The sequence below is a fragment of the Diaphorobacter caeni genome (assembly GCF_015354245.1).
Lineage (GTDB): Bacteria > Pseudomonadota > Gammaproteobacteria > Burkholderiales > Burkholderiaceae_C > Diaphorobacter_A > Diaphorobacter_A caeni.
The window spans coordinates 121,952-141,751 of record NZ_JADKYZ010000009.1; the positions used below are offsets into that span (position 1 = coordinate 121,952).

17 protein-coding genes and 1 pseudogene are annotated in these 19,800 nt (G+C 64.6%); 2 read left to right on the forward strand and 16 right to left on the reverse strand.

Annotation, left to right across the window (positions count from 1 at the left end):
- Position 1 precedes the first annotated feature (1 nt).
- Positions 2-1,030 (reverse strand): acyl-CoA dehydrogenase, encoded by a 1,029-nt coding sequence (locus ISG32_RS21060; protein WP_194772995.1) that lies wholly within the window; start codon positions 1,028-1,030, stop codon positions 2-4.
- 12 nt (positions 1,031-1,042) lie between these two features.
- Entirely contained in the window at positions 1,043-2,203 is a 1,161-nt protein-coding gene (locus ISG32_RS21065) for an acyl-CoA dehydrogenase family protein (RefSeq protein WP_194772996.1), read from the reverse strand.
- Between the two features lie 76 nt (positions 2,204-2,279).
- On the opposite strand from ISG32_RS21065, the gene ISG32_RS21070 reads away from it, so the two are divergent.
- On the forward strand, positions 2,280-3,182 hold the full coding sequence (locus tag ISG32_RS21070; RefSeq protein ID WP_194772997.1) for a LysR family transcriptional regulator: 903 nt from the start codon (positions 2,280-2,282) through the stop codon (positions 3,180-3,182).
- A 93-nt stretch (positions 3,183-3,275) separates the two neighbouring features.
- On the opposite strand, the gene ISG32_RS21075 is transcribed toward ISG32_RS21070, so the two are convergent.
- From ISG32_RS21075 to ISG32_RS21140, 14 genes and pseudogenes are all read right to left on the reverse strand, one after another.
- Positions 3,276-4,253, reverse strand: coding sequence for a Bug family tripartite tricarboxylate transporter substrate binding protein (locus tag ISG32_RS21075; protein WP_194772998.1), 978 nt, complete (start codon positions 4,251-4,253; stop codon positions 3,276-3,278).
- Positions 4,254-4,300: 47 nt separating this feature from the next.
- Positions 4,301-5,086 carry a crotonase/enoyl-CoA hydratase family protein gene (locus ISG32_RS21080; RefSeq protein ID WP_194772999.1) on the reverse strand — a complete coding sequence of 262 codons (786 nt, stop codon included), beginning with the start codon at positions 5,084-5,086 and terminating at the stop codon, positions 4,301-4,303.
- Positions 5,087-5,248: 162 nt separating this feature from the next.
- On the reverse strand, positions 5,249-6,715 hold the full coding sequence (locus ISG32_RS21085; protein ID WP_228529991.1) for a dynamin family protein: 1,467 nt from the start codon (positions 6,713-6,715) through the stop codon (positions 5,249-5,251).
- An 80-nt stretch (positions 6,716-6,795) separates the two neighbouring features.
- Positions 6,796-8,064 (reverse strand): GTPase, encoded by a 1,269-nt coding sequence (locus tag ISG32_RS21090; RefSeq protein ID WP_228529992.1) that lies wholly within the window; start codon positions 8,062-8,064, stop codon positions 6,796-6,798.
- Positions 8,065-8,077: 13 nt separating this feature from the next.
- Positions 8,078-9,247, reverse strand: coding sequence for a benzoate/H(+) symporter BenE family transporter (locus ISG32_RS21095; protein WP_194773001.1), 1,170 nt, complete (start codon positions 9,245-9,247; stop codon positions 8,078-8,080).
- Positions 9,248-9,285: 38 nt separating this feature from the next.
- The gene (locus tag ISG32_RS21100; protein ID WP_194773002.1) at positions 9,286-10,635 is read right to left on the reverse strand and encodes an MFS transporter; all 1,350 of its coding nucleotides are present in this window, start codon (positions 10,633-10,635) and stop codon (positions 9,286-9,288) included.
- The gene (locus ISG32_RS21105) at positions 10,632-11,996 is read right to left on the reverse strand and encodes an MFS transporter (protein WP_194773003.1); all 1,365 of its coding nucleotides are present in this window, start codon (positions 11,994-11,996) and stop codon (positions 10,632-10,634) included. The genes ISG32_RS21100 and ISG32_RS21105 overlap by 4 nt, the downstream gene beginning before the upstream one ends.
- Positions 11,997-12,018: 22 nt before the next feature.
- Complete coding sequence (locus ISG32_RS21110) at positions 12,019-12,432, reverse strand: RidA family protein (protein WP_194773004.1); 414 nt, start codon at positions 12,430-12,432, stop codon at positions 12,019-12,021.
- Positions 12,433-12,646: 214 nt separating this feature from the next.
- Positions 12,647-13,420, reverse strand: a complete 774-nt coding sequence (gene benD, locus ISG32_RS21115; protein ID WP_194773005.1) for a benzoate diol dehydrogenase BenD — start codon at positions 13,418-13,420, stop codon at positions 12,647-12,649.
- Between the two features lie 12 nt (positions 13,421-13,432).
- Positions 13,433-14,452: a benzoate 1,2-dioxygenase electron transfer component BenC gene (gene benC, locus ISG32_RS21120; RefSeq protein WP_194773006.1), complete on the reverse strand. Its 1,020-nt coding sequence runs from the start codon at positions 14,450-14,452 to the stop codon at positions 13,433-13,435.
- A 16-nt stretch (positions 14,453-14,468) separates the two neighbouring features.
- Positions 14,469-14,984, reverse strand: a complete 516-nt coding sequence (gene benB, locus ISG32_RS21125; RefSeq protein ID WP_194773007.1) for a benzoate 1,2-dioxygenase small subunit — start codon at positions 14,982-14,984, stop codon at positions 14,469-14,471.
- Positions 14,981-16,345 carry a Rieske 2Fe-2S domain-containing protein gene (locus ISG32_RS21130; protein WP_194773008.1) on the reverse strand — a complete coding sequence of 455 codons (1,365 nt, stop codon included), beginning with the start codon at positions 16,343-16,345 and terminating at the stop codon, positions 14,981-14,983. The genes benB and ISG32_RS21130 overlap by 4 nt, the downstream gene beginning before the upstream one ends.
- Positions 16,346-16,472: 127 nt before the next feature.
- A complete protein-coding gene (catA, locus tag ISG32_RS21135; RefSeq protein WP_194773009.1) occupies positions 16,473-17,408 on the reverse strand; it encodes a catechol 1,2-dioxygenase in 936 nt (311 codons plus the stop codon).
- Positions 17,409-17,473: 65 nt separating this feature from the next.
- Positions 17,474-18,648, reverse strand: a pseudogene (locus ISG32_RS21140) (muconate/chloromuconate family cycloisomerase).
- 143 nt (positions 18,649-18,791) lie between these two features.
- On the opposite strand from ISG32_RS21140, the gene ISG32_RS21145 reads away from it, so the two are divergent.
- Complete coding sequence (locus ISG32_RS21145) at positions 18,792-19,745, forward strand: LysR family transcriptional regulator (RefSeq protein ID WP_194773010.1); 954 nt, start codon at positions 18,792-18,794, stop codon at positions 19,743-19,745.
- Positions 19,746-19,800: the final 55 nt, after the last annotated feature.

Sequence of the window (19,800 nt, forward strand, 5' to 3'; positions counted from 1 at the left end):
CTCAGACCTCCTCGACCGGCGTGGGCGCCAGTGACTCGCGCATGAAGTCGCACAGCGTCAGCGGGCTGTCCAGCACGGCATTTCCCAGCTGTTCCGCGCAGTCGGCATCGGTGTCCGCCGACGCGCGCAGCTCGTGCAGGCGTGCGGTGAATATGCCCAGCATGTGCTCCTGCGTGATGCCGATGGCGCCATGCACCGCGTGGGCGAGCGTCGCTACCCTCAGTGCCGCATCGCATGCGTTGAGCTTGGCGGACGCGGAAAGCAGCCGATCCGGCTGAATTCCTGCGGTCGCGCAGCCCATGCGCGCCGCAAGCGCCGCCATTCCCGCCTGCTCCGCGAGCACGGCCAGATCCTGCTGGATCGCCTGAAACTGCCCGATGGCGCGGCCGAACTGGCGTCGGTCGTTCGCGTACAGCACGCTGAGATCCAGAACCCGCGCCATCGTGCCCCCCATCGCGCTCGCATGAAGGGCGTTGCAGAAGTTCGCCGCCGATTCATCCGGTTTTTTGGCGAAGCGCGTGATGGCCGAGTCCGCGCCCTTCCAACGCAGCGCCGCCGACACGTGCGGGCGATAGACTCCCGGCGTGCACTGCGCAGCGGATACTGGCATCAGCAGCCACTGCTCGCCGTCGTCCACCAGCACCTGGCTGGCGAGAAGTGCGCCGGGAATGTCGGCGCAAACCAGCTCGGCGTCGTCTCGATGCGATACAGCGCTGGCCAGCGCGATGCAGCTTCCGTCCGATGTCCAATCGGTGCGGCTCAGCAGCGCCCGCGCGACCATGGTCTCGCCCCACGGATGGCTCACGCCCGCTCTCGCGGCCGCAAAGACCAGTGGCTCGACATGGGCCAGCCCGAGACCCGCACCACCCCGCTCCGATGACACGAGTGCATCGGTATAGCCAAGGGCCTCGATCTCGGCCCACAGCGCAGCGGCGCTCTGGCCGTCACCCGCTTCGACGGCGCGCACGCGCTCGTCACCACAGAAGTCCGCCAGCGCGGCTTCCCACATTGCAGAATACGAATTGCTCATGAAAGACATTCCTCAACGAAGACCGAGGCCGCGCGCGATGATTCCACGCATGATCTGGCGCGTTCCGCCGCGCAGCGAAAACGTCGGCGCAATCTGGGTCACGTAGGCCAGACTGCGCGTCAGCTCGCCATTGCGCTGCGCAGCGGACAGCTCGTGCAGCGAGCCGCGAATCCATTCGGGCACGCTCTGCTCGAACTCGGTGCCGAGATCCTTCACGAAGGCCGCCTCCAGATCGGGCTGCTCATGGCGATCGAGCTTGGCCGCCACCGCCAGCGACATCGCGCGCAGCACCGCCAGTCGCGCCGCCATGCGCCCGGCTGTCGCACGCGTGTGGGGTCCCCGGCTCCCCGCAGCGCGCGCAACGGCCAGCCAGGTATCCGCGAGCACGATGCTCGAGAGAATGCGCTCCGGCCCGCTGCGCTCGAACGCCAGCTCGGCGGTCACCTGCTTCCAGCCCGAGCCCTCCTCCCCCACCAGCGCATCGGCGGGCAGCTCCACGTTGTCGAACAGCACCTCGTTGAAGTGCGTGTCGTCCGCGATGTCCTTGAGCGGCCGCACGCTGATGCCCGGCGACTTCATGTCGATCAGCAACTGCGACAGTCCCTTGTGACGGTCCTCGGCCGTGCCCGAGGTGCGCACCAGCGCGCACATCCAGTCGGCGCGATGGGCGTTGGTGGTCCAGATCTTGCGGCCGTTGAGCAGCCAGCCCGTGTCGGTGCGCGTGGCGCGAGTGCGCACGCTGGCGAGGTCGGAGCCGGTGTCGGGCTCGCTCATGCCGATGCAGAAGACGATGTCGCATGCGGCGATGCGCGGCAGAAAGAACTGGCGCTGCGCCTCGCTGCCAAAGCGCAGGATCAGTTGCGATGTCTGGCGGTCCGCGATCCAGTGCGCCGCCACCGGCGCGCCCGCAGCCAGCAGTTCCTCGCTGAGCACGAAGCGCGCAAAGCTGCTGCGGCCCCCACCGCCATAGCGCGTGGGCAGCGTCAGCCCGACCCAGCCCTGGTGCGCCAGGGCGCGGCTGAAATCGAGGTCGTATCCAAGCCATGAGCGCGAGCGCACATCGGCGGGCAGGTGGCGCAGCGCTTCACCCAGAAATGTGCGCACATTCCGTCGCAACGCCTCGTCCTCGGGGGGAATGACCGCGAGCGGCAGTGAAGTCAGTGTAGAGTTCATGCCACGAATTTATGGAGGCTCGCCACGAGCGTCCAATACTGATTGGAGACATCGCGATACGCGAGATGTATACCCCATGGAACTGCGCCAGCTCAGGCAGGTGATCATGCTTGCAGAGACCCTGAATTTTCGCCGCGCGGCTGAACGCCTGCACATGGCGCAGCCGCCTCTTTCCACGTCGATCAAGAAGCTGGAGGAGGAGCTGGGGGTACTGCTGTTCGAGCGCCTGCCCACGGGTCTGAAGATCACGCCCGCGGGCGAGATGGTGCTGAGACATGCGCAGCACACGGTGTTCAGTTCAGAACAGATCAAGCGTGCGGCGAAGGAAGGCGAAACCGGCGAGCAAGGCACGCTTCGCCTGGGTTTCGTGGGATCGGCCACCTACTCGCTGATGCCGCGCATCATCCGCGCCTTTCGCGGCAAATACCCGCGCGTGGAAACGATGATCGAGGAGTCGACCACGCTCGAGTTGCTCAAGCGCGTGGAGAGCCATGCCATCGATGTGGCGCTGGTGCGCTACCCCATTCTGGAACGCGGCAACGTGGAGCTGACGCTGCTCCGACCCGAGCGCATGAAGCTCGCCGTGAGCGCGGATTCGCCCTATGCGGCGCGGGCCTCGGTGTCGTTGGCGGAGATCGCCGAAGAGCCTTTCATCATCTACGCACGCGACCGCGTCCCCGCGATGTACACCTACATCATGCAGGCGTTCGCCGAAGCCGGCGTGATGCCGCGCATCGCACAGGAGGCCGTGCAGGTGCAGCAGTTTCTCGGGTTGGTGGAAAGCGGCCTCGGGGTCGCGCTCGTGCCCGAGACCTCATCGCGCTACGCGGGCAACGGCGTGGTGCTTGTGAGCATCGAGCCGCAGCCCAAGGCGCTGCAGGTGGGCCTCGCGCTCGCCTGTCTGCCCGACGCGCTCACGCCCACCGCCCGCAATTTCATCGCCACGGCCCATGCCGTGGTGCAGGAGCCGGAGGCCTGAGAGCGTGTTGTCGATTTCCGCGCGGTCTTGCAGACGGAGCCTAACGCCGAGATCGTGAACACGCTCCGAGGCGTCCATGGATGCCTCGTCAAATCACTCCACCGGAATGTTGGCAATCTTGACGATGCGCTTGGTCTTCTCGATCTCGGCCAATTGAAAGTCAGTGAACTGCTGCGCGGTGCCGGTGAAGACCGTTCCGCCCATCTTCTGAATGAACGCCGCGCCTTCCGCGCCATTCAGCGTGGAGCGCACGATGTCGCCCACGCGCTGCGCGATCTCCTTGGGCACCTTCGCGGGGAAATACACGCCCGTCCACGCGTACACCTCGTACCCCTTGTGCCCCATCTCTTCGGCTGTCGGCACATCGGGCAGCTCGCGATGGCGCTGCGAATCCGCCACCGCCAGCGCGCGCAGCTTGCCCCCGTGAATCAGCGGCAGCACCGAACTCACCTCGGCAATCGAGTAGTCGCAGACGCCAGCCGCCAGATCGGTGATCGCAGGGCCGGTGCCCTTGTAGTTCACCGCCGTTCCCTTGATGCCGTTGCGCTCGTGAAACTGCTCCATCGCGATCTGATAGCTTGGAGTGCCGCTGGCGAAATTCAGTTTGCCCGGCGCGGCCTTCATCGCCGCGACCAGCTCCGCCAGCGTCTTGTAGGGCGAATTGGCGGGCACGACGATGATCATGGGAAACCGACCGATGGAGGCCACCGGCGTGAAATCACGGACCGGGTCGTAGGGCAGCTTCTTGAACACCGCCGCGTTCGTCACCATCGGCGTGTTGCTCGCCACGAACATGGTGTAGCCATCGGGCGCGGCGTCGGCCACTGCCTTCGCCGCGATGAAGCTGTTGGCGCCTGGCTTGTTCTCCACCACGAAAGGCTGACCCAGTTGCTGCGTCAGATGCTGTGCGAGAAAGCGCGCCGTCGTGTCCGCTCCGCTGCCCGGGGGAAGCGACACGATCACCTTGACCATCTTTTCAGGATAGGTCGCTGAGAAGGCTGTGGCAGGAGCCAGCGCAGCCAGAGGGACGGATGCGAGCGCCAGCGCGCCGCAGAATGTGCGTCGTTTCATGTAGTGTCTCCTGTTCGTTGTATGAATGTCTCACTGGCTCGCGCCAACTATTTCGGGCGCCGCTCCAGAAACCCCGCAAGCGCCGCATCATGCTCCGCCGTGTGATGCGCGAGCGCCTGAAATCCCGCCGACATCTCGAGCAGCGTGTCGAGGCGCGTGTGCTGCCCCTCGCGGATCAGTCGCTTAGTCATGCGAAGCGCGTGCGGCGGGTTGACGGCGATGCGCCGCGCCAACTGCAGCGAGGCCGCCATCAATTCATCGTCAGGCACCACGCGCGAGACCAGCCCGAACGCGAGCGCCTGCCGCGCATCGAACGCATCGCCGGTGAACGCCATCTCGCAGGCATTGGACATGCCGACGGCGCGGGGCAGCAACCAGGCACCACCGTCGCCCGCGATCAGTCCCAGCTTGACAAAGGTTTCGCAGAACACCGCGCTCTCGGCAGCGATGCGGATGTCGCACATCGTCGCCAGATCATTGCCCGCGCCATAGGCGGGCCCGTTCACCGCCGCAATCGTCGGCACCTCAAGATTGCACCAAGCCAGAGGCAGACGCTGAATTCCGTTCCGATAGGCCTGCCGCGACAACGGCGGCTCGCCGAGCCCCGCGCCCATCTTGTCGCGGATCGACTTGAGATTGCCGCCCGACGAGAACGCGGGGCCCGCGCCCGTCAACACCACGGCCCGTATGGAAAGATCGGCATTGATCCGCTCGCAGCAGGCCACGAACTCTTCCACGACGCCATCATCGGACAGCGCATTGCGCGTCTCGGGCCGGTTCATGGTCACGATCAGCACCGGACCGTCACTCTCGAGTTTCAGAAATGAAGTCATGGGCACATGCTAGTGAGCCAGCGTGCCTTCGGAAATTACTTTGTTTGTGTCGGCTGATACATGGGAGATATCAGCCCGCCCCTTGCGGGATGGCCGTCACCAGCGGCTGGTGCGTAGCGGCAAAGCGGGATCAGCGCCTCCGGAGCCACCGCGTCACCGAGGTCAAGTCCCGGGCCGGGGCGGAAACTGGGACTGGAGCGAAAGCAGCGTGGCGTGTCTGCGGGCGACGCTCGACTCCAGTTCACGCAACACTTCGCTGCACAGGGTCGTGGCCTGCTCGGCCCTCTCCGCGATCGCCTCCTGCACCGCATCGTCGAGCGCAGCATGCAAACGCGCAAAGTCAACCATCGCCGGCCAAGCGACATGGCTTTCTGAATCAGGCGCCGCGGGCCCGTAGTCGACGTCGGCCGTCAGCTCGATTCGCACCGGCTCCAACGGCGGCATTGTGAAATCCTGCAGCCAGTGCTGCGTTTGCTGCTCGAACGCGGAGCCCACCAGACTCGCGACTTCAACACAAACGGCACACCCGGCTCGCACGTCATGTTCCAGCGCGTGCCGCTCCAGCACCTGGGGCAGCTCCGGAATCACTTCGCGCCAGGCAGCCTGAACGATCCGCTGCCGCCGCATCTCCAGCGCCTCGCGCTCGGATTGCAGCGCCTGCCCGAGATGCCGTAACGCGGGCAACACGCGATTGTCCAGATCCGCCAGCACATGCTCCTGCAGATGGTGCCGCAGAACCTCGGCAGGTTTGCGCTGTTTGTAGGCCAGAGCGGGCTTGGCGATGTCCAGCAATGCCCCGTACAGACGCTCGAATCCCGCGTCGCGCATCGCCTCATCCTTCTGCTCGGATGACTTTGCCATGTGGACCGAGATGGACAACGGCGTCTTCAGCAAGCCGGTATCGACGTGCATCGCACGGAGCTTGTCCAGCGCGCGCTCGAAAACATCCGCCTCCTGCAGCGTGCGATTGGCTTGCGTCTTGTTGCGCAGGCACTTGACGATCTGGCCGTCGACTTCGTCTTCCTCGATGCAGTCGCTGCGGGTGATGATGGGCAGCAAGGGCTTGCCGCGCCTCAGTTCAAGGCCCAGCTCATCGAGTTCCTGCACTTGGCCCGGCGACGTGGAACTGCTCAGCCACAGCACGGCGTCGGCGCTGTCAAGAAAGCGTTGGGTCAGATCAGCGTTGTCTTGCGTGACGGAATGCAGGCCGGGCGTGTCCAAAAGTACCAGCCGTTCGCCAAGACAGACGCCCTGCAGATGAGCGGTGGTCTCGGTTGCGCCCTCGTGAAAGCACTGCATCGCATCCACGGTATGGCCGGCCTCCAGACGGAAGAAGCGCACGCTCTGGCCATGCTGGCGGAAACGCTCGGCGAAAAAATTGCACAGCGAGCTTTTGCCCGCGTTGAACTTGCCAAAGACCAGCAGCATGACCTTGTCGTCCAACGCGTTCGCGAGGGTTTGTGCTGGCTGAAGTTCCGCCCACTGCGCAGCCCATCGGGGTTCACATGATTGGGTCAGGGCATTGAGACTCTGCATTTGTTGCGCCAGCGCGCTGTCCTGATGCAATCCGGCAGGCACCAGTTCGGTTGTTGCCAGCGCCTGAACAAGGTCCGCAAGCCAGTTCGCCATCCGATCCAGCTCGGGCTGCAGATCGCGTGCCTCGATGTGGAAAGCGCTGGACTCGGCAACGAAGCGCTGCTCGCAGGGGTTCATGGGCGCTCCAGACGTTCCAGTGCCGCCAGCGCCTTGGCAATCTCGGCCAGACGAATGGCGCCATCTGCCAGTTGACCGGCCAAGGTCACGCGGTCTTCGGACAATTCAAAATAGCGCCCGAAATCCTGCTGCAGCCTTGCACGCCCTTCGGGCTCGCAGAAGATGCGACGCAGGTCGTCGCGGTATTTGACCGACACGCCCATGACGGCGACCATCACCGTGTCGAGGCTGCGCACTGAGGTCTGCTGTTCCATCGGCAAGCCCACGACGCCATGCCGCACCAGATGCGCGTTGATGGCGATGCAGGCGCGGGAGTACGCAATCTGGATGTGGGCCCGCTCGCGCTTTCCCGCCGTGAGCTTGAACATGTTCTCAAAAGAGTCGGGCACCAGCGCCGGATCGGTGCCGCTGACTTCGAGCACCGGTTGCAGGTCGTTACGCACCTTGTCCAGCACCGTCGCCAATCCCTCGTCGAACGCCCGCAGTTGGCACTGCTGCAGATCACCCAGCGCCTGCATCCGCGACTCCTCGGCGGTCTGCAGGTTCAAAAGCTCATTCCGGATGTCGGCAAACAGCAGATTTGCTTCATGCTCGCGCGCCGGCGGCACTTTCGCCATGGCTACGCTCAGCGACTCCTTCAAGGCCGGTATGCCGCTTTTCTGAATCAGCAACTGCTTGCCCTGCTCCGTCCCCTGCCGATGACGGGTGGCGGACACCAGATGCAGCGTGATTTCCGGCGACTGCGCGCGGATGGCTGCCACCACCCTGTCCACGTGCGCATCGTCGGACAGCTGGTCCACCTGAGTCAGCACGAAGATGGTCTGGCGCAGGGTGCGCTGCTGATCCGCGCGCAGTTCCTGAAGCAGATCACGCTCGGCGGCGTCCAGTTCTCCCTCCTTGGCGGCATGGACAAACAGGCGGATGTCGGACTCGAGCCAGATGGCCCGGTGCGAATGGTCGTCATCATTGCGCGCCACATCGGCGTCCAGCCCCGGAGCGTCCAGCCAGCGGGCTTGCTGCTGCCGATGCTCGGCCAAGGCTACCGTCTCTCTTCGGTCGGCGACAGCGAAGATGTCGCTGCCCATCAGTTCGTTGAGCAGGCGGCTCTTTCCGTGGTTGTACTTGCCGACCACCGTGATGCTCGGTGGCGCCGCACGGCGCGCCAGAATGCGCAGACGCGCCAGATCATGGGCGCGCGCGGGCAGCACCGCAAGCACATCCTGCGCCATCGCCGTGGCCATCGCCATTTCAATCTCCACCGCCATTTCACTCACTCCTTCACTTCGCTTTCGCGGGTCGGCCGAAAATCCAGTATGACGCCATGCCGAACACCACGCCCCAGAAGGCCGCTCCCAGTCCGAACAGCGTCATGCCCGAGGCCGTCGCCAGAAAGGTGATGACCGCAGGCTCCACGTAGGCCGCTTCGTCCGCGACGATGCGGATGTTGGAGACGATGGCCCCGATCAGCGCCAGCCCGGCCAGCGCGGCGATCAGCGCCGCAGGAACCGCCGTGAACACCTGCACGATGGTCCCCGCGAATGTGCCGCCAACGAGATAGAACACCCCGTTGGCGATGCCCGCCACATAGCGCTTTGCGGGGTCAGGATGCGAATCCTTGCCGGTGCACAGCGCCGCCGTGATCGCCGCCAGAACAATGGTGATCCCGCCAAAGCAGGCGGTCACCAGCGACGCGAGGCCCGTGCCGGCCACCACGGCCCTGGACGGCACGCGGTAGCCCGCCAGTTGCAGCACGGCCATGCCGGGAAGATATTGCCCTGTCAGGCTCACCAGCACCAGCGGCACCGTGAAGCTGAAGAACACGCCGACGTTGAATTGCGGCGCGACGAAGACCGGGCGGGCCATCGACAGACTGAGCGCCTGCAGATGCGTCGTACCCATCGCAAAGGCCACGACAAACCCAGTCAACGCAACGATGACGATGGTGTAGCGCGCCCACAGCCGTTTGCCTGCCATGTAGGCCACAAGCATCGCGAACACCAGTGCCGGAGCATCGACGCTGACCAGAAATGCCTGGATGCCGAACTGAAACAGAATGCCTGCCATCATGCCCGCAGCAATGCCCTTGGGAATGAAGTTCACGATCTTCTCGAACAGCCCGGACACACCGATCGCAATGACGATGACCGCCGCCGTCAGATAGGCTCCCACCACTTCCGGCATGGTGATGTTCGGCAGCAGGCTCAGCAGCAAGGCCGTCCCCGGCGCGGACCAGGCCGTGATGATGGGCTGCCTGAGCCACCAGCTCAGCAGCAGCCCGCTCACGCCCGCTCCCATCGAGATGGCCCAGATCCACGAGGTCAGCTCCGCATTGGACACATGGCCAACCTGCGCGGCCTGAATGAAGATGACGAGCGGGCCCGCGTACGAGATCAGCACCGCCAGAAAGCCCGCAACCCACGCCGTGACCGGTACGTTCTTCATCGCCATGCAAAGTCCTCTTCAAGTCAGTGATCCGCCCACTGCGCTCAATGCGCAGCCAGCCGTTCAGATGCCGGCGCCAGAACGCGGCTGATTTTCAAAGTCAGCACGGCAATGCCGGCACCGATGAGCGGCACAGCCAGCGCCATGAAGAAGCCCTTGGGGCCGCCCCAGGCAAGAATGCCCCCGCCGATGGCCGATCCCAGAATGGCCCCTGCCCGCCCCATGCCAATGGCCCAGCCGGTGGCTGTGGCACGCAGTGCCGTCGGGTAGGCGCCGACGATCAGGTAGTTCAGCGCGATCTGCTGACCGCCCACACCAAATCCAGCCACGCCGACCAGCACGAACACCAGCGTCCAATTCTGCCCTGCGAACCCCAGCCCCAACGCCACGAGAATGCCTACTGCAAACATCGCGACCAGCAGACGGCGCGTGTCCACTCGCGGCAGAAAGAACGACAGCGGAATCGCGCAGATGATGAAAACCGCATTGACGATCACCGTTCCCAAAGGCGCGTCCGCGGCAGGCAGTCCCGCCGCCTTGAGCACCGTCGGAAGCCACGACAAGAGCATGAACCAGGCCACCCAGTTGAGCAGATAGATCGCCCAGATCGCCAGCGTCTTGCCCGCGTTGCCGTCGCTGAACAGCGCACGCACGCTGGCCCTTGCCACCGCTGTCTCCGGTACCGTGAAGCGCGCGTCTTCGGGCAGCGGACGGCTGACGATCTTCGACAGCACCTTGGCGATGTAGCGTTGCCCTTCGTCGTCTCCACGCGTTGCGCGAAAGTACAGCGATTCCGGCAGCATCAGCGCCAGGAGCACCAGCATCGCCAGCGGTGCCACGCCGCCGACGATGAATATGCCCTCCCAACCGATCAGCGGCAGCATGCGTGCGGCCAGCAGTCCGCCAAGCATCGCCCCGGCCGGCAGCCCGAGCAGCACGCCGGTCATGATCGTGCCGCGCAGACGGGCAGGACCGTATTCGGCCGCCAGCGCCAGCAGCACGGGGGTGCAGCCCCCCATGCCCAGACCGGCGATGAAACGCAGCACGAGAATATGGTTGGTGTCCGTGGACCATGCGGTTGCCAGCGTCGCGAAGCCAAAGATGGCCATGCTCAGCATGATCGTCGGCCGGCGGCCGAAGCGGTCGCCCACCATGCCGAGCGTCATCGCACCGACGGTCATGCCCACGATGCCCGCCGTGAGAATCGGCGCCAACGACCCGGCGGGCAAGTTGAATGCCGCCAGAATGGCCGGCCCGGTGAACGCGATGGCCTGCGTGTCGAAGCCGTCGAACAGCGCAATGATGAAGCACAGGATCAGCACCCGCCACTGGAACGCGCCCAGGCGCTCGTTGTCGATCAGCGTCGGGATCGAGTAGGAAGTTGTACCGCTCACTGCACGCCCCCTGCCGCCGCAGGCGATGAAGCCGCGGTCACCGCAGCCGCTTCAGCGCGCGGCCTGCGATACCAGAAGATGAAGAACACCATGGCCAGCGCCGCGACCAGACCGGGGACGGCGAACACCAAAAAGTTCAGTTGCAACGGCAGGGCCGCCGCCATGAGCCAGCCGCCGAGCAGCGGGCCGACGATGGCGCCGGTACGGCCGATGCCCGACGCCCAGCCCAACCCGGTCGAGCGGATGGCCTGCGGATAGAACTGCGCGGTGTTGGCGTAGAGCAGAATCTGCGTGCCGATGGTCGTGGCGCCAGCGATCGCGATCAGCAGGTAGAGGATGGGCATGGGACTGTTGAAGCCCAGCAGCCCAATGGCCACGGTGCCGACGGCGAAGAACGCGACCACCACCTTGGGCAGACTGAATCGGTCTCCCAGCCAGCCGCCTGCAATCGCGCCGACCACGCCGCCGAAGTTCAGCGCCAGCAGGAACGACAGGCTCGAGCCCAGGCTGTAGCCCGCATTGGCCATGAGCTTGGGAAGCCACGAGCCCAGCGCGTAGACCATCAGCAGACAGCAGAAGAACGACAGCCAGATCATGAAGGTCCCCATGAAACGCTCCTGTCTGAACAGGTCAAGCACGGGCACGCCCGCCCCTTTGGAGTCGGCCTGCACGAGCTGGGCGCTGGCGTCGATCCGCACGTCGGGCGCCACATGGGCCAGCATCTCACGCGCCTTGGCGTGCTGGCCCTGTCTCAGCAGAAAGCCGATGGACTCGGGCAGCTTCCACAAGATGATGGGCAACAGCAGCAGCGGCACGGCGGCGGCGAAGAACATCGACTGCCAGCCGTAGCGCGGCAGCATGTAGATGCCCAGCCCCGCGCACAGCACCCCGCCCAGCGAATAGCCGCTGAACATGATGGCCACGAGCGTGCTGCGCAGCCGCTTGGGCGCGTATTCGTTCATGAGCGCGACGGCGTTGGGCATCAGTCCGCCGCAGCCCAGTCCCGCGATGAAGCGGAAGATGCCGAACTCGGTGGGCGTTTTCGCAAAGCCGCTCAGAAAGGTCGCAATGCTGAACAGCACGAAGCTGATCGCCACGCCCTTCTTGCGGCCGATGCGGTCGGCCAGCGGGCCGAAGATGAATGCGCCGAACATCATGCCGAACAGCGCATAGCTGCCCAGCGCGCCGGCCTGAACGGGCGTCAGCCCCCACTCCTTCATCAGCACGGGCAGCACGGCGCCGTAGATGAACAGGTCGTACCCATCGAAGACCAGCAGCAGTGCGCAGAGCCACATCACCATCCAGTGAAACTTGGTGAAGCGCGCGTTGTCGATGATCTGATTGACTTCTATCGTTTTCATGTCCGTGTCTCCGTTGTGTGTGTCATGCACCGCCACCTGCGTCCGGCAACACCGCGACCGCCTTGATCTCGACGATGTAGCCCGGTGATCCGCAGAGCATGTGCGCGCCGATGGCCGTCCATGCGGGCCTCGGGTGGGTGGTGAGGTAGCGGTCGCGCACCTGCATGAACAGCGGCTGATCGCGCAGGTCGGTGTGAAAGCTCGTCAGATCGACGATGTCGGCAAGCGAGGCGCCAGCGGCTTCCAGCACCCGCCGCAGGTTCTCGAACGCCTGCGTGATCTGCCCTTCGCGGTCCTCGACCAGCTTCATCGACGCGTCGCGACCGATCTGGCCGGACACGTAGATGGTTTTGCCCACCTGGAGGGCCGGTGCATAGCCGATCTTTTCGTAGACCGACTCCATCCCGGCGGGGATGATGGCTTTTCGTTCTTGCATGAAAAACTCCTTGTTCATTCATCCAGCGAAGCTGGGCTGAATTTCCATTCAGGGTCATTGCGGGACCATTGCAGGCCATTGAAGGGGCACTTGCCCGCAGCGCCCGGAACCGGCGCAACCCAGGCGAGCGCAGCCGCGCAAGGGCCGCCCCGCCGCGCTGGCTGCGTCTCTCTGCCCGAAACGCGAAGCGTTTCAGTGGGGTGCTCCCATACTTTCAGCCGTTGTCGCCACCCGCCACCGGCAGCACCGCGCCGGTGATGTAGCCCGCGTCATCGGATGCGAGAAACAGAATCGGGGCGACCTGCTCTTCCATGGTTCCGTAGCGTTTGAAGAACGTGGACTCGGTGACCTGATGCACGGCCTCGCTCATCCAGAGTTTTTCCTGCTCGCTGTCGCCGGCCGCATTGCGCGGCACGCGTCGGGGGGGCGCGATGGTGCCGCCCGGCGCACTCGCGACGACGCGGATGTTGTGCTCGCCGTACTCCATGGCGAGCGCCTGAGTCATCGCGTTGACGCCGCCCTTGGCCGCCGAGTAAGGCACGCGGCGAATGCCGCGCGTGGCGTTGGAGGAGACGTTGACGATGGTTCCGCCGCCACGCGCCAGCATATGCGGCAGCGCCGCGTGGCAGGCGTAGAGCGTGGGCATCAGCGAGCGGCGGATTTCGGCATCGATCTGTTCGGGCTCGAACTCGGCATAGGGGCGCATGCGGATGGCACCGCCCACACCGTTGATCAGGATGTCGATGCCGCCCAATTTCTCGGCCGCGAACGCCATCACGGAACGCGCGCCCTCGTAGGTCTCGAGATCGGCGACGAATCCCGCCGACTGGCCGCCCTCGGCCTGCGCCGCCACGTCGGTCACGAAATCGGCGCGGTCCACGAACAGCACCCGGCCGCCCTCTGCCGCGATGCCGAGCGCCACGCCACGCCCTATTCCCTGCGCCGCGCCGGTGACGACCACGGCCTTGCCTTCAAAGCGATTCTTCATGATGGACTCCACTCACGCAGTGGGCTGGTTGGGAGTGAACTTCTCGTAGTGGAAGCTCGCCGGGGTGATGCCTTCGGACTTGAAGTGCTTCTGCACCGCATCCACCATGGGCGGTGGGCCGCACAGGTACACGTCCACGTTGCCGCCATGCAGTGCCTGCGCGGGCATGTGCTGGGTGACGTAGCCCTGGCGCTCGTGCGCGGTGTTCGCGTCCGCGACGCAGGTGGTGAAGGTGAAGCCGGGCACGCGCTTGGCGTAATCCTCGAGCCGGTCCACCAGCACCAGATCCTGATCACGGGTCACGCCGTAGATCATGTGCACGGGCTGCTCCGACTTCTGGGCCGCCAGCACCTCGAGCATCGAGAGAAACGGCGCAAGTCCGGTGCCGCCCGCCAGAAAAAGCAGCGGCCGGGTCACGGGACGCAGATAGAAGCTGCCGAGCGGCCCCGTCATCTTCAGGGCCTGCCCGCTGGCGGCGCTCTCCTTCAGCCAGGTGCTCATCAGCCCGCTGTCCACATGCTTGATGAGAAAGGTCATCCGGCCCGCGCCCGGCGCGGAGCTGAACGAATAGGAGCGGTGCTGGCCGCTGCCCGGCACGTGGATGTTCACGTACTGGCCGGGCAGGAAGGCCGGAGCATCCTGTGGAACGTCGAGCACCAGTTCGTAGGCGGCATCGCTGAACGGAGCCACTTCCGTCACGCTGGCGCCGAACTCGGCCGTTCCGGTCTTGCAGGCCGTCGACGGCACGGGCACCGCGATCACGCAGTCGGACTTGGGGACCATCTGACAGGTCAGCACCAGCCCCTCGGCGGCCTCGTCCTCGGTCAGCGCGTCTTCGATGTATTCATCTCCCAGATCATAGGCACCGCTTTCGGCGCGGCACTTGCAGGTGCCGCACACGCCGTCGGAGCAATCCATGGGCAGGTTGATGCGATTGCGGAACGCTGCGTCCAGCACTTTTTCGGTGGCGCCGCATTCGACGAAACGGGTGACCCCGTCCTCGAAATTCAGGGCAATGCGATAGCTTGTCATCGTGGTCTCCTGCGGGTCAGACGTGGTAGATGTCGAGCACCTGGCGGATGTAGTCGTTCTTCAAAACGATCTTCTTGCGGGCGATCAGAAAGCCGCCCTCCACCTTGCGCAGGGTGGAGAACACCGTGCCGAAGAAATGGTCGGTGAGCTTGTAGCGATGGCACAGCGTGTGGAAGTTGTAGCGAATGTCCACCGCATCGCCGCGCTCTGCCAGCACCTCCACGTTGGTGATCATGTGGTTGGTGCGCGGCTCGGGCATGGAGGCGCTCGAGCGCTCCGTCTTGATGCGGAAGATCCGGTCTTCCAGACCGTTGCGGTCGGGGTAGTAAATCAGCGAGATCTCGCTTTGCGGATCTTCGGTGAGCTTGTCGTCATCGTCCCAGGCGGGCATCCAGTAGTCGACATCCTCTGCGTAGAGCTCCAGCCAGGGCTCCCATTCACGGTCGTCCAGATGGCGTGCTTCGCGAAAGAGGAAGGCGCAGATGGCGCCGAGGTCCGCAGTGGTGGTGGCAGTGGTAGTGTTCGCGCTCATGACTGCTCTCCTTGACGTTCTTGCTGCACGGCCTTGCGCATCTCCTGCGTCCAGTAGTGGTGCTGGCAGACGAACAGGCCTTCGTCCTCGCTGCGCTCGCCGCTGAGCAAGGGGTTCATGCCCATGCGTTTGGCGTTGTCATCGGGGCCGTCGATCCACAGCGGTGCGCCGCGGCTCAGGTCGTTCCAGCGGATGGCGGAGCCGCCGTAGCCCGCCTGGCAGGCGCGGAATTCCTCAAGGTCATCCGCCGTGCCCATGCCCGAGACGTTGAAGAAATCCTCGTACTGGCGGATGCGCAGCGCGCGGTCCTCCGCGCTTTCGCCCTTGGGGCCGAAGCAGAAGATGCTGATCTCCGTCTTGTCCACGCTGAGCGGACGCGCCACGCGGATCTGCGTGCCGAACTGGTCCATCAGGAACACGTTGGGGTACAGGCACAGGTTGCGGGTCTGGCCGACGATCACGTCGGCGCGGTCCTGACCGACGCGTGCCGCCAGTTCCTCGCGCTGGTTCCAGATGGGGCGCACTTCCGGATTGAGCGTCTGCGTCCACAGCAGGATGTGGCCGTTCTCGTAGCCGTACACGCCGGCCTTGGCCTTGCTCCAGTTGTTGGCGTCGGTCGCCTTGGTGCCGCCTTCCTTGCGCCGTCCCATGGTGGCGCCGTAGTTCCAGTGCACGGTGCTCACGTGGTAGCCGTCGCAGCCGTTTTCCATCTGCATCTTCCAGTTGCCGTCGTAGATGTAGCTGGAGTTGCCGCGCAGCACTTCGAGGCCGTTGGGCGCCTGATCGACGATCTGGTCGATGATGACGCGGGTCTCGCCGAGGTAGTCTTCGAGCGGCATCACGTCGGCATTGAGGCTGCCGAACAGAAAGCCGCGATAGCTCTGGAAGCGCGCCACCTTGGTCAGATCGTGCGAGCCGTGGGTGTTGAAGGCTTCCGGATACTGCGTCGTCTTCTCGTCCTTCACCTTGAGCAGCTTGCCGTTGTTGCTGAAGGTCCAGCCGTGGAACGGACAGGTGAAGCTGCCCTTGTTGCCGTGCTTGCGGCGGCACAGCATGGCGCCCTTGTGGGCGCAGGCGTTGATCACCGCGTGCAGCTCGCCGCCCTTGTCACGGGTGATGACGATGGGCTGGCGGCCGATCGACGTGGTGTAGTAGTCGTTGTTGTTCGGGATCTGGCTCTCGTGGGCCAGATAGACCCAGTTCGATTCGAAGATCTGCTTCATCTCCAGCTCGAACAGATCGGCGTTGGTGAAGATGTCGCGGCGGCAGCGGTAGACGCCGGCCTCCTTGTCTTCCTGCAGGGCCGTGTCCAGCAACTTTTCGACCTCTTCGTACTTGTCAGCGGTGGCAATCGTGCTCATGGTGATCTTTCGTTAGGGTGCGACCATCCCCGCCGCGACGTGGAGCGTCGCGGACATGGATCGGGGGGCGGGAGCGGGAGGATCTGACGGCCGCGGCGGCCACTCAGGTCCTCAGGCCGTCAAATCATCAGGCGGCCAGGCGTGGACGCTCGACGATCTGGTTGTCGACGCCGTTGACCAGCGTGCTCAGCGAGATGTCAAAGACGATCTCGGCAAACGGCGCGGACAGTCCTTCGGCCTTGATGCTCGCGGCATCGGTGCGCTCGACCAGTGGTGGCACCAGACCTTCACGGGTGGCGTAGGCGAAGTCGTCAAACACCAGCGGATCGCCGTCGATGTTGATCTGCGTGGTCAGCTTGCGGTGGCCGTCGGCGGTGACGAAGAAGTGGATGTGCGCGGGACGGTTGCCGTGGCGGCCGAGCTCGTTGAGCAGCCCTTGCGTGGGGCCGTTCGGCGGGCAGCCGTAGCCCTTGGGCACGATGCTCTGGAATTTGTACCGACCCTCGGCGTCCGCAATGATGGTGCGGCGCATGTTGAACGGCTTCTGCTCGCCCGTGGGATCGAAGTGCGAATAGAAGCCCTTGGTGTTGGCATGCCACACCTCGACCTGCGCGCCGGGCAGCGGCTTGCCGTCGGTGCCGCGCACGGTGCCGTGCATGATCAGCGTCTGGCCTTCCTTGTCGCTGCCGTCGTCAAGACGCGCATAGCCCTCGGCCACCGGCGCGCCGGACACATACAGCGGGCCTTCGATGGTGCGCGGCGTGCCGTTTTCCACGCCCGCAGCCACGTCGTCGGCGTCCATGCGCATGTCCAGAAAGCGGTCGAATCCGAGACCCGGAGACAGCAGCCCCGCCTCGCTGCTCGCGCCCAGACGGTTCAGATACGCCACGCCGGCCCAGTACTCATCGGCGGTGATTTCCAGATCGTCGATGGTCTTGAACAGATCGGACAGGATGCGGTGGACGATCTTCTTGGTGCGTGGATTGCCGCCGCTTTGGTCCAGGCCGCTGGCCAGACGCAGAAAGTCCTGCACTTCGGGAGTATTGAAAATATGAACGGTCATGCTGGTCTCCTTCAAATCGTGGGTTGATGTCGTGGGTTGGAATCGTGGGTAGAAGAATGGAATGCTCAGGCCATCGTGACAGAAGCGCCCTGCTTGCGGTCACGGCGGAAAAACTGGACGCGGTCTTCGTCGAGCGCAATGCCGAGACCCGGTGTCCTGGGTACTTCGAGCTGGAAATCCCGGTAGATCAGAGGCTGGGCCAGAATTTCCTCCGTCAGCAGCAAGGGCCGAACAATTCGGTGCCCCACTGCAGATGCTCGAATGTCGCGAACGCATGGGCCGAGGCGATCGTGCCGACCGCGCCTTCGAGCATGGTTCCGCCGTAAAGCCCGATACCGGCGGCGTCGGCAATCGCCGCCACCTGCTGAGCGGCGCGCAGGCCGCCGGACTGCTCGGTCTTCACCGCGAACACATCGGCGCCCGCCACCCGGGCCAGCGCAAAGGCCGATGCCGGGCCGGTCAGCGACTCATCGGCCATCACGGCGATCGCGAAGCGGCCCTTCAACCGCGCCAGCGCGTCGGCCGATGCCACGGGTTGCTCGACGAGTTCACAGCCCGCATCGACCAGCCCCGCCAATCCGTGCTGCGCCTGCAGCTCGCTCCACGCCTTGTTGACGTCGACCCGCACGGCGGCGCGCTCGCCCAGCGCCTTCTTGATGGCCGCGACATGCGCCACGTCGGCGGCCACGGCGCGGCGGCCGATCTTGAGCTTGAAAATGTTGTGGCGACGCAGCGCCAGCATGCGCTCGGCTTCGTCGATGTCCTTGGCGGTATCGCCCGATGCCAGTGTCCACGCGACGGGCAGACTGTCTCGCACCCGACCCCCCAGCAGTTGGGAAACCGGCAGACCCGTGCGATGGCCCAAGGCGTCGAACAGCGCGATTTCAACGGCGCACTTGGCAAAACGGTTGTCGTGGATCGCCTTGTTCAGCTTGGCCATGACGGCAGGCACCTGACTGGCGTCCGAGCCGATCAGCAGCGGCGCGAAGTACGTGTCGATGGCCAGCTTCATGCCTTCTGGCGATTCAGCGCCATAGGCGAGCCCGCCGATCGTCGTGCCCTCACCCACGCCGACCGTGCCGTCGGAGCAGTGCACGCGCACCAGCATCAGCGTCTGTCCGTTCATCGTCGCCATGGACAACTGGTGCGGACGGATCGTTGGCAGATCCACCAAAAAGGTTTCCACCCGCTCGATGGTGGCCGATGCGGCGGAGAGATGGAGGTGTGGGGTGTTTGGCATGGACTCCATTGAACGCCGCATGCGCCTCGCGATCCAACACCAATTTGGTCTAACTCCATACCCTGAGGATATAGTTGGTGATTTACACAATAAAAATCAACGACTTATAATCCATCGATTCCGATCACATATGGTTTTCCCTTATGGATATCCGGCAACTCAAATACTTCGTCGCCGTGGCCGACGCGCGCAACTTCACCCGCGCCTCTGAACAGTTGCACATTGCCCAGCCGCCGCTGAGCCGCCAGATCCAGCTGCTCGAGGAGGAACTCGGCGTCCAGCTCCTGCTCCGCAACAGTCGACCGCTGCGCCTGACCGAGGCCGGTCGCACCTTCTATGAACAGGCGCTGCAGCTCATCAACCGCTTTGACCAGTTGAAGACCAGCACGCGCCAGGTCGGCCTGCAGCAGCGGCAGACACTGTCCATCGGCTTTGTCGGCTCCACCCTGTACGGCGGCCTGCCGATGCTGGTGCGCAAGCTGCGCCATCACTACCCCGACGTGAACATCCAGCTTGTGGAGCTCACCTCGACACAGCAGTTCGGCGCGCTCAAATCGGGCCGCATCGATGTGGGTTTCGGCCGCATCCGCAGCAACGACTCCACCGTCGCCCGCACGGTGCTGCGCGAGGAACGGCTGGTGCTGGCGATCCCCTTGGACAAGCCGCTGGCCAAGGAAACGGGTCGCATCAGCCTCAAGGAACTCCAGCGCCAGAAGCTCATCGTCTACCCCAAGGAGCCACGCCCGAGTTTCGCCGACCATGTGCTGAACCTGCTGAGAGACCGGGGCATCCGTCCGTCCGAGGTGCATGAGGTGCGTGAAATCCAGACCGCGCTCGGCCTCGTCGCCGCCGAATCCGGCATGTGCGTGATCCCCGCCTCCGCGCGCATCCGCAGCGATCTCTGCTACCGCCTGATCGACGACCCACTTGCGACCTCGCCCATCATCCTCAGCCACCGGCTCAACGACAACGCCTGGTACATCGACACCATCAAGCAGCTCGTCGCCGACATGTACGCGGAGCAGCCGGCGTGGCTGGACGTGGAGAACAATTTCTTTCCCGATCTGCACCTGCTCACGCGTTCGCAGCCGGACTGATCGGGCGGACGAGCCCTGTTGGGGGGTCAACAAGTCTTCATGAAAAATTCCATCA

Excerpts from the sequence above, each read along its gene's own strand:
- ISG32_RS21070 (WP_194772997.1), top strand. The coding sequence starts at position 2,280 with ATGGAACTGCGCCAGCTCAGGCAGGTGATCATGCTTGCAGAGACCCTG.
- ISG32_RS21080 (WP_194772999.1), bottom strand. The coding sequence starts at position 5,086 with ATGACTTCATTTCTGAAACTCGAGAGTGACGGTCCGGTGCTGATCGTG.
- ISG32_RS21060 (WP_194772995.1), bottom strand. The coding sequence starts at position 1,030 with ATGAGCAATTCGTATTCTGCAATGTGGGAAGCCGCGCTGGCGGACTTC.
- benC (WP_194773006.1), bottom strand. The coding sequence starts at position 14,452 with ATGACAAGCTATCGCATTGCCCTGAATTTCGAGGACGGGGTCACCCGT.
- benD (WP_194773005.1), bottom strand. The coding sequence starts at position 13,420 with ATGAAGAATCGCTTTGAAGGCAAGGCCGTGGTCGTCACCGGCGCGGCG.
- catA (WP_194773009.1), bottom strand. The coding sequence starts at position 17,408 with ATGACCGTTCATATTTTCAATACTCCCGAAGTGCAGGACTTTCTGCGT.
- ISG32_RS21110 (WP_194773004.1), bottom strand. The coding sequence starts at position 12,432 with ATGCAAGAACGAAAAGCCATCATCCCCGCCGGGATGGAGTCGGTCTAC.
- ISG32_RS21095 (WP_194773001.1), bottom strand. The coding sequence starts at position 9,247 with ATGGCGATGAAGAACGTACCGGTCACGGCGTGGGTTGCGGGCTTTCTG.
- ISG32_RS21130 (WP_194773008.1), bottom strand. The coding sequence starts at position 16,345 with ATGAGCACGATTGCCACCGCTGACAAGTACGAAGAGGTCGAAAAGTTG.
- ISG32_RS21075 (WP_194772998.1), bottom strand. The coding sequence starts at position 4,253 with ATGAAACGACGCACATTCTGCGGCGCGCTGGCGCTCGCATCCGTCCCT.
- benB (WP_194773007.1), bottom strand. The coding sequence starts at position 14,984 with ATGAGCGCGAACACTACCACTGCCACCACCACTGCGGACCTCGGCGCC.
- ISG32_RS21090 (WP_228529992.1), bottom strand. The coding sequence starts at position 8,064 with ATGGCGGTGGAGATTGAAATGGCGATGGCCACGGCGATGGCGCAGGAT.
- ISG32_RS21105 (WP_194773003.1), bottom strand. The coding sequence starts at position 11,996 with ATGAAAACGATAGAAGTCAATCAGATCATCGACAACGCGCGCTTCACC.
- ISG32_RS21065 (WP_194772996.1), bottom strand. The coding sequence starts at position 2,203 with ATGAACTCTACACTGACTTCACTGCCGCTCGCGGTCATTCCCCCCGAG.
- ISG32_RS21085 (WP_228529991.1), bottom strand. The coding sequence starts at position 6,715 with ATGGCGAACTGGCTTGCGGACCTTGTTCAGGCGCTGGCAACAACCGAA.
- ISG32_RS21145 (WP_194773010.1), top strand. The coding sequence starts at position 18,792 with ATGGATATCCGGCAACTCAAATACTTCGTCGCCGTGGCCGACGCGCGC.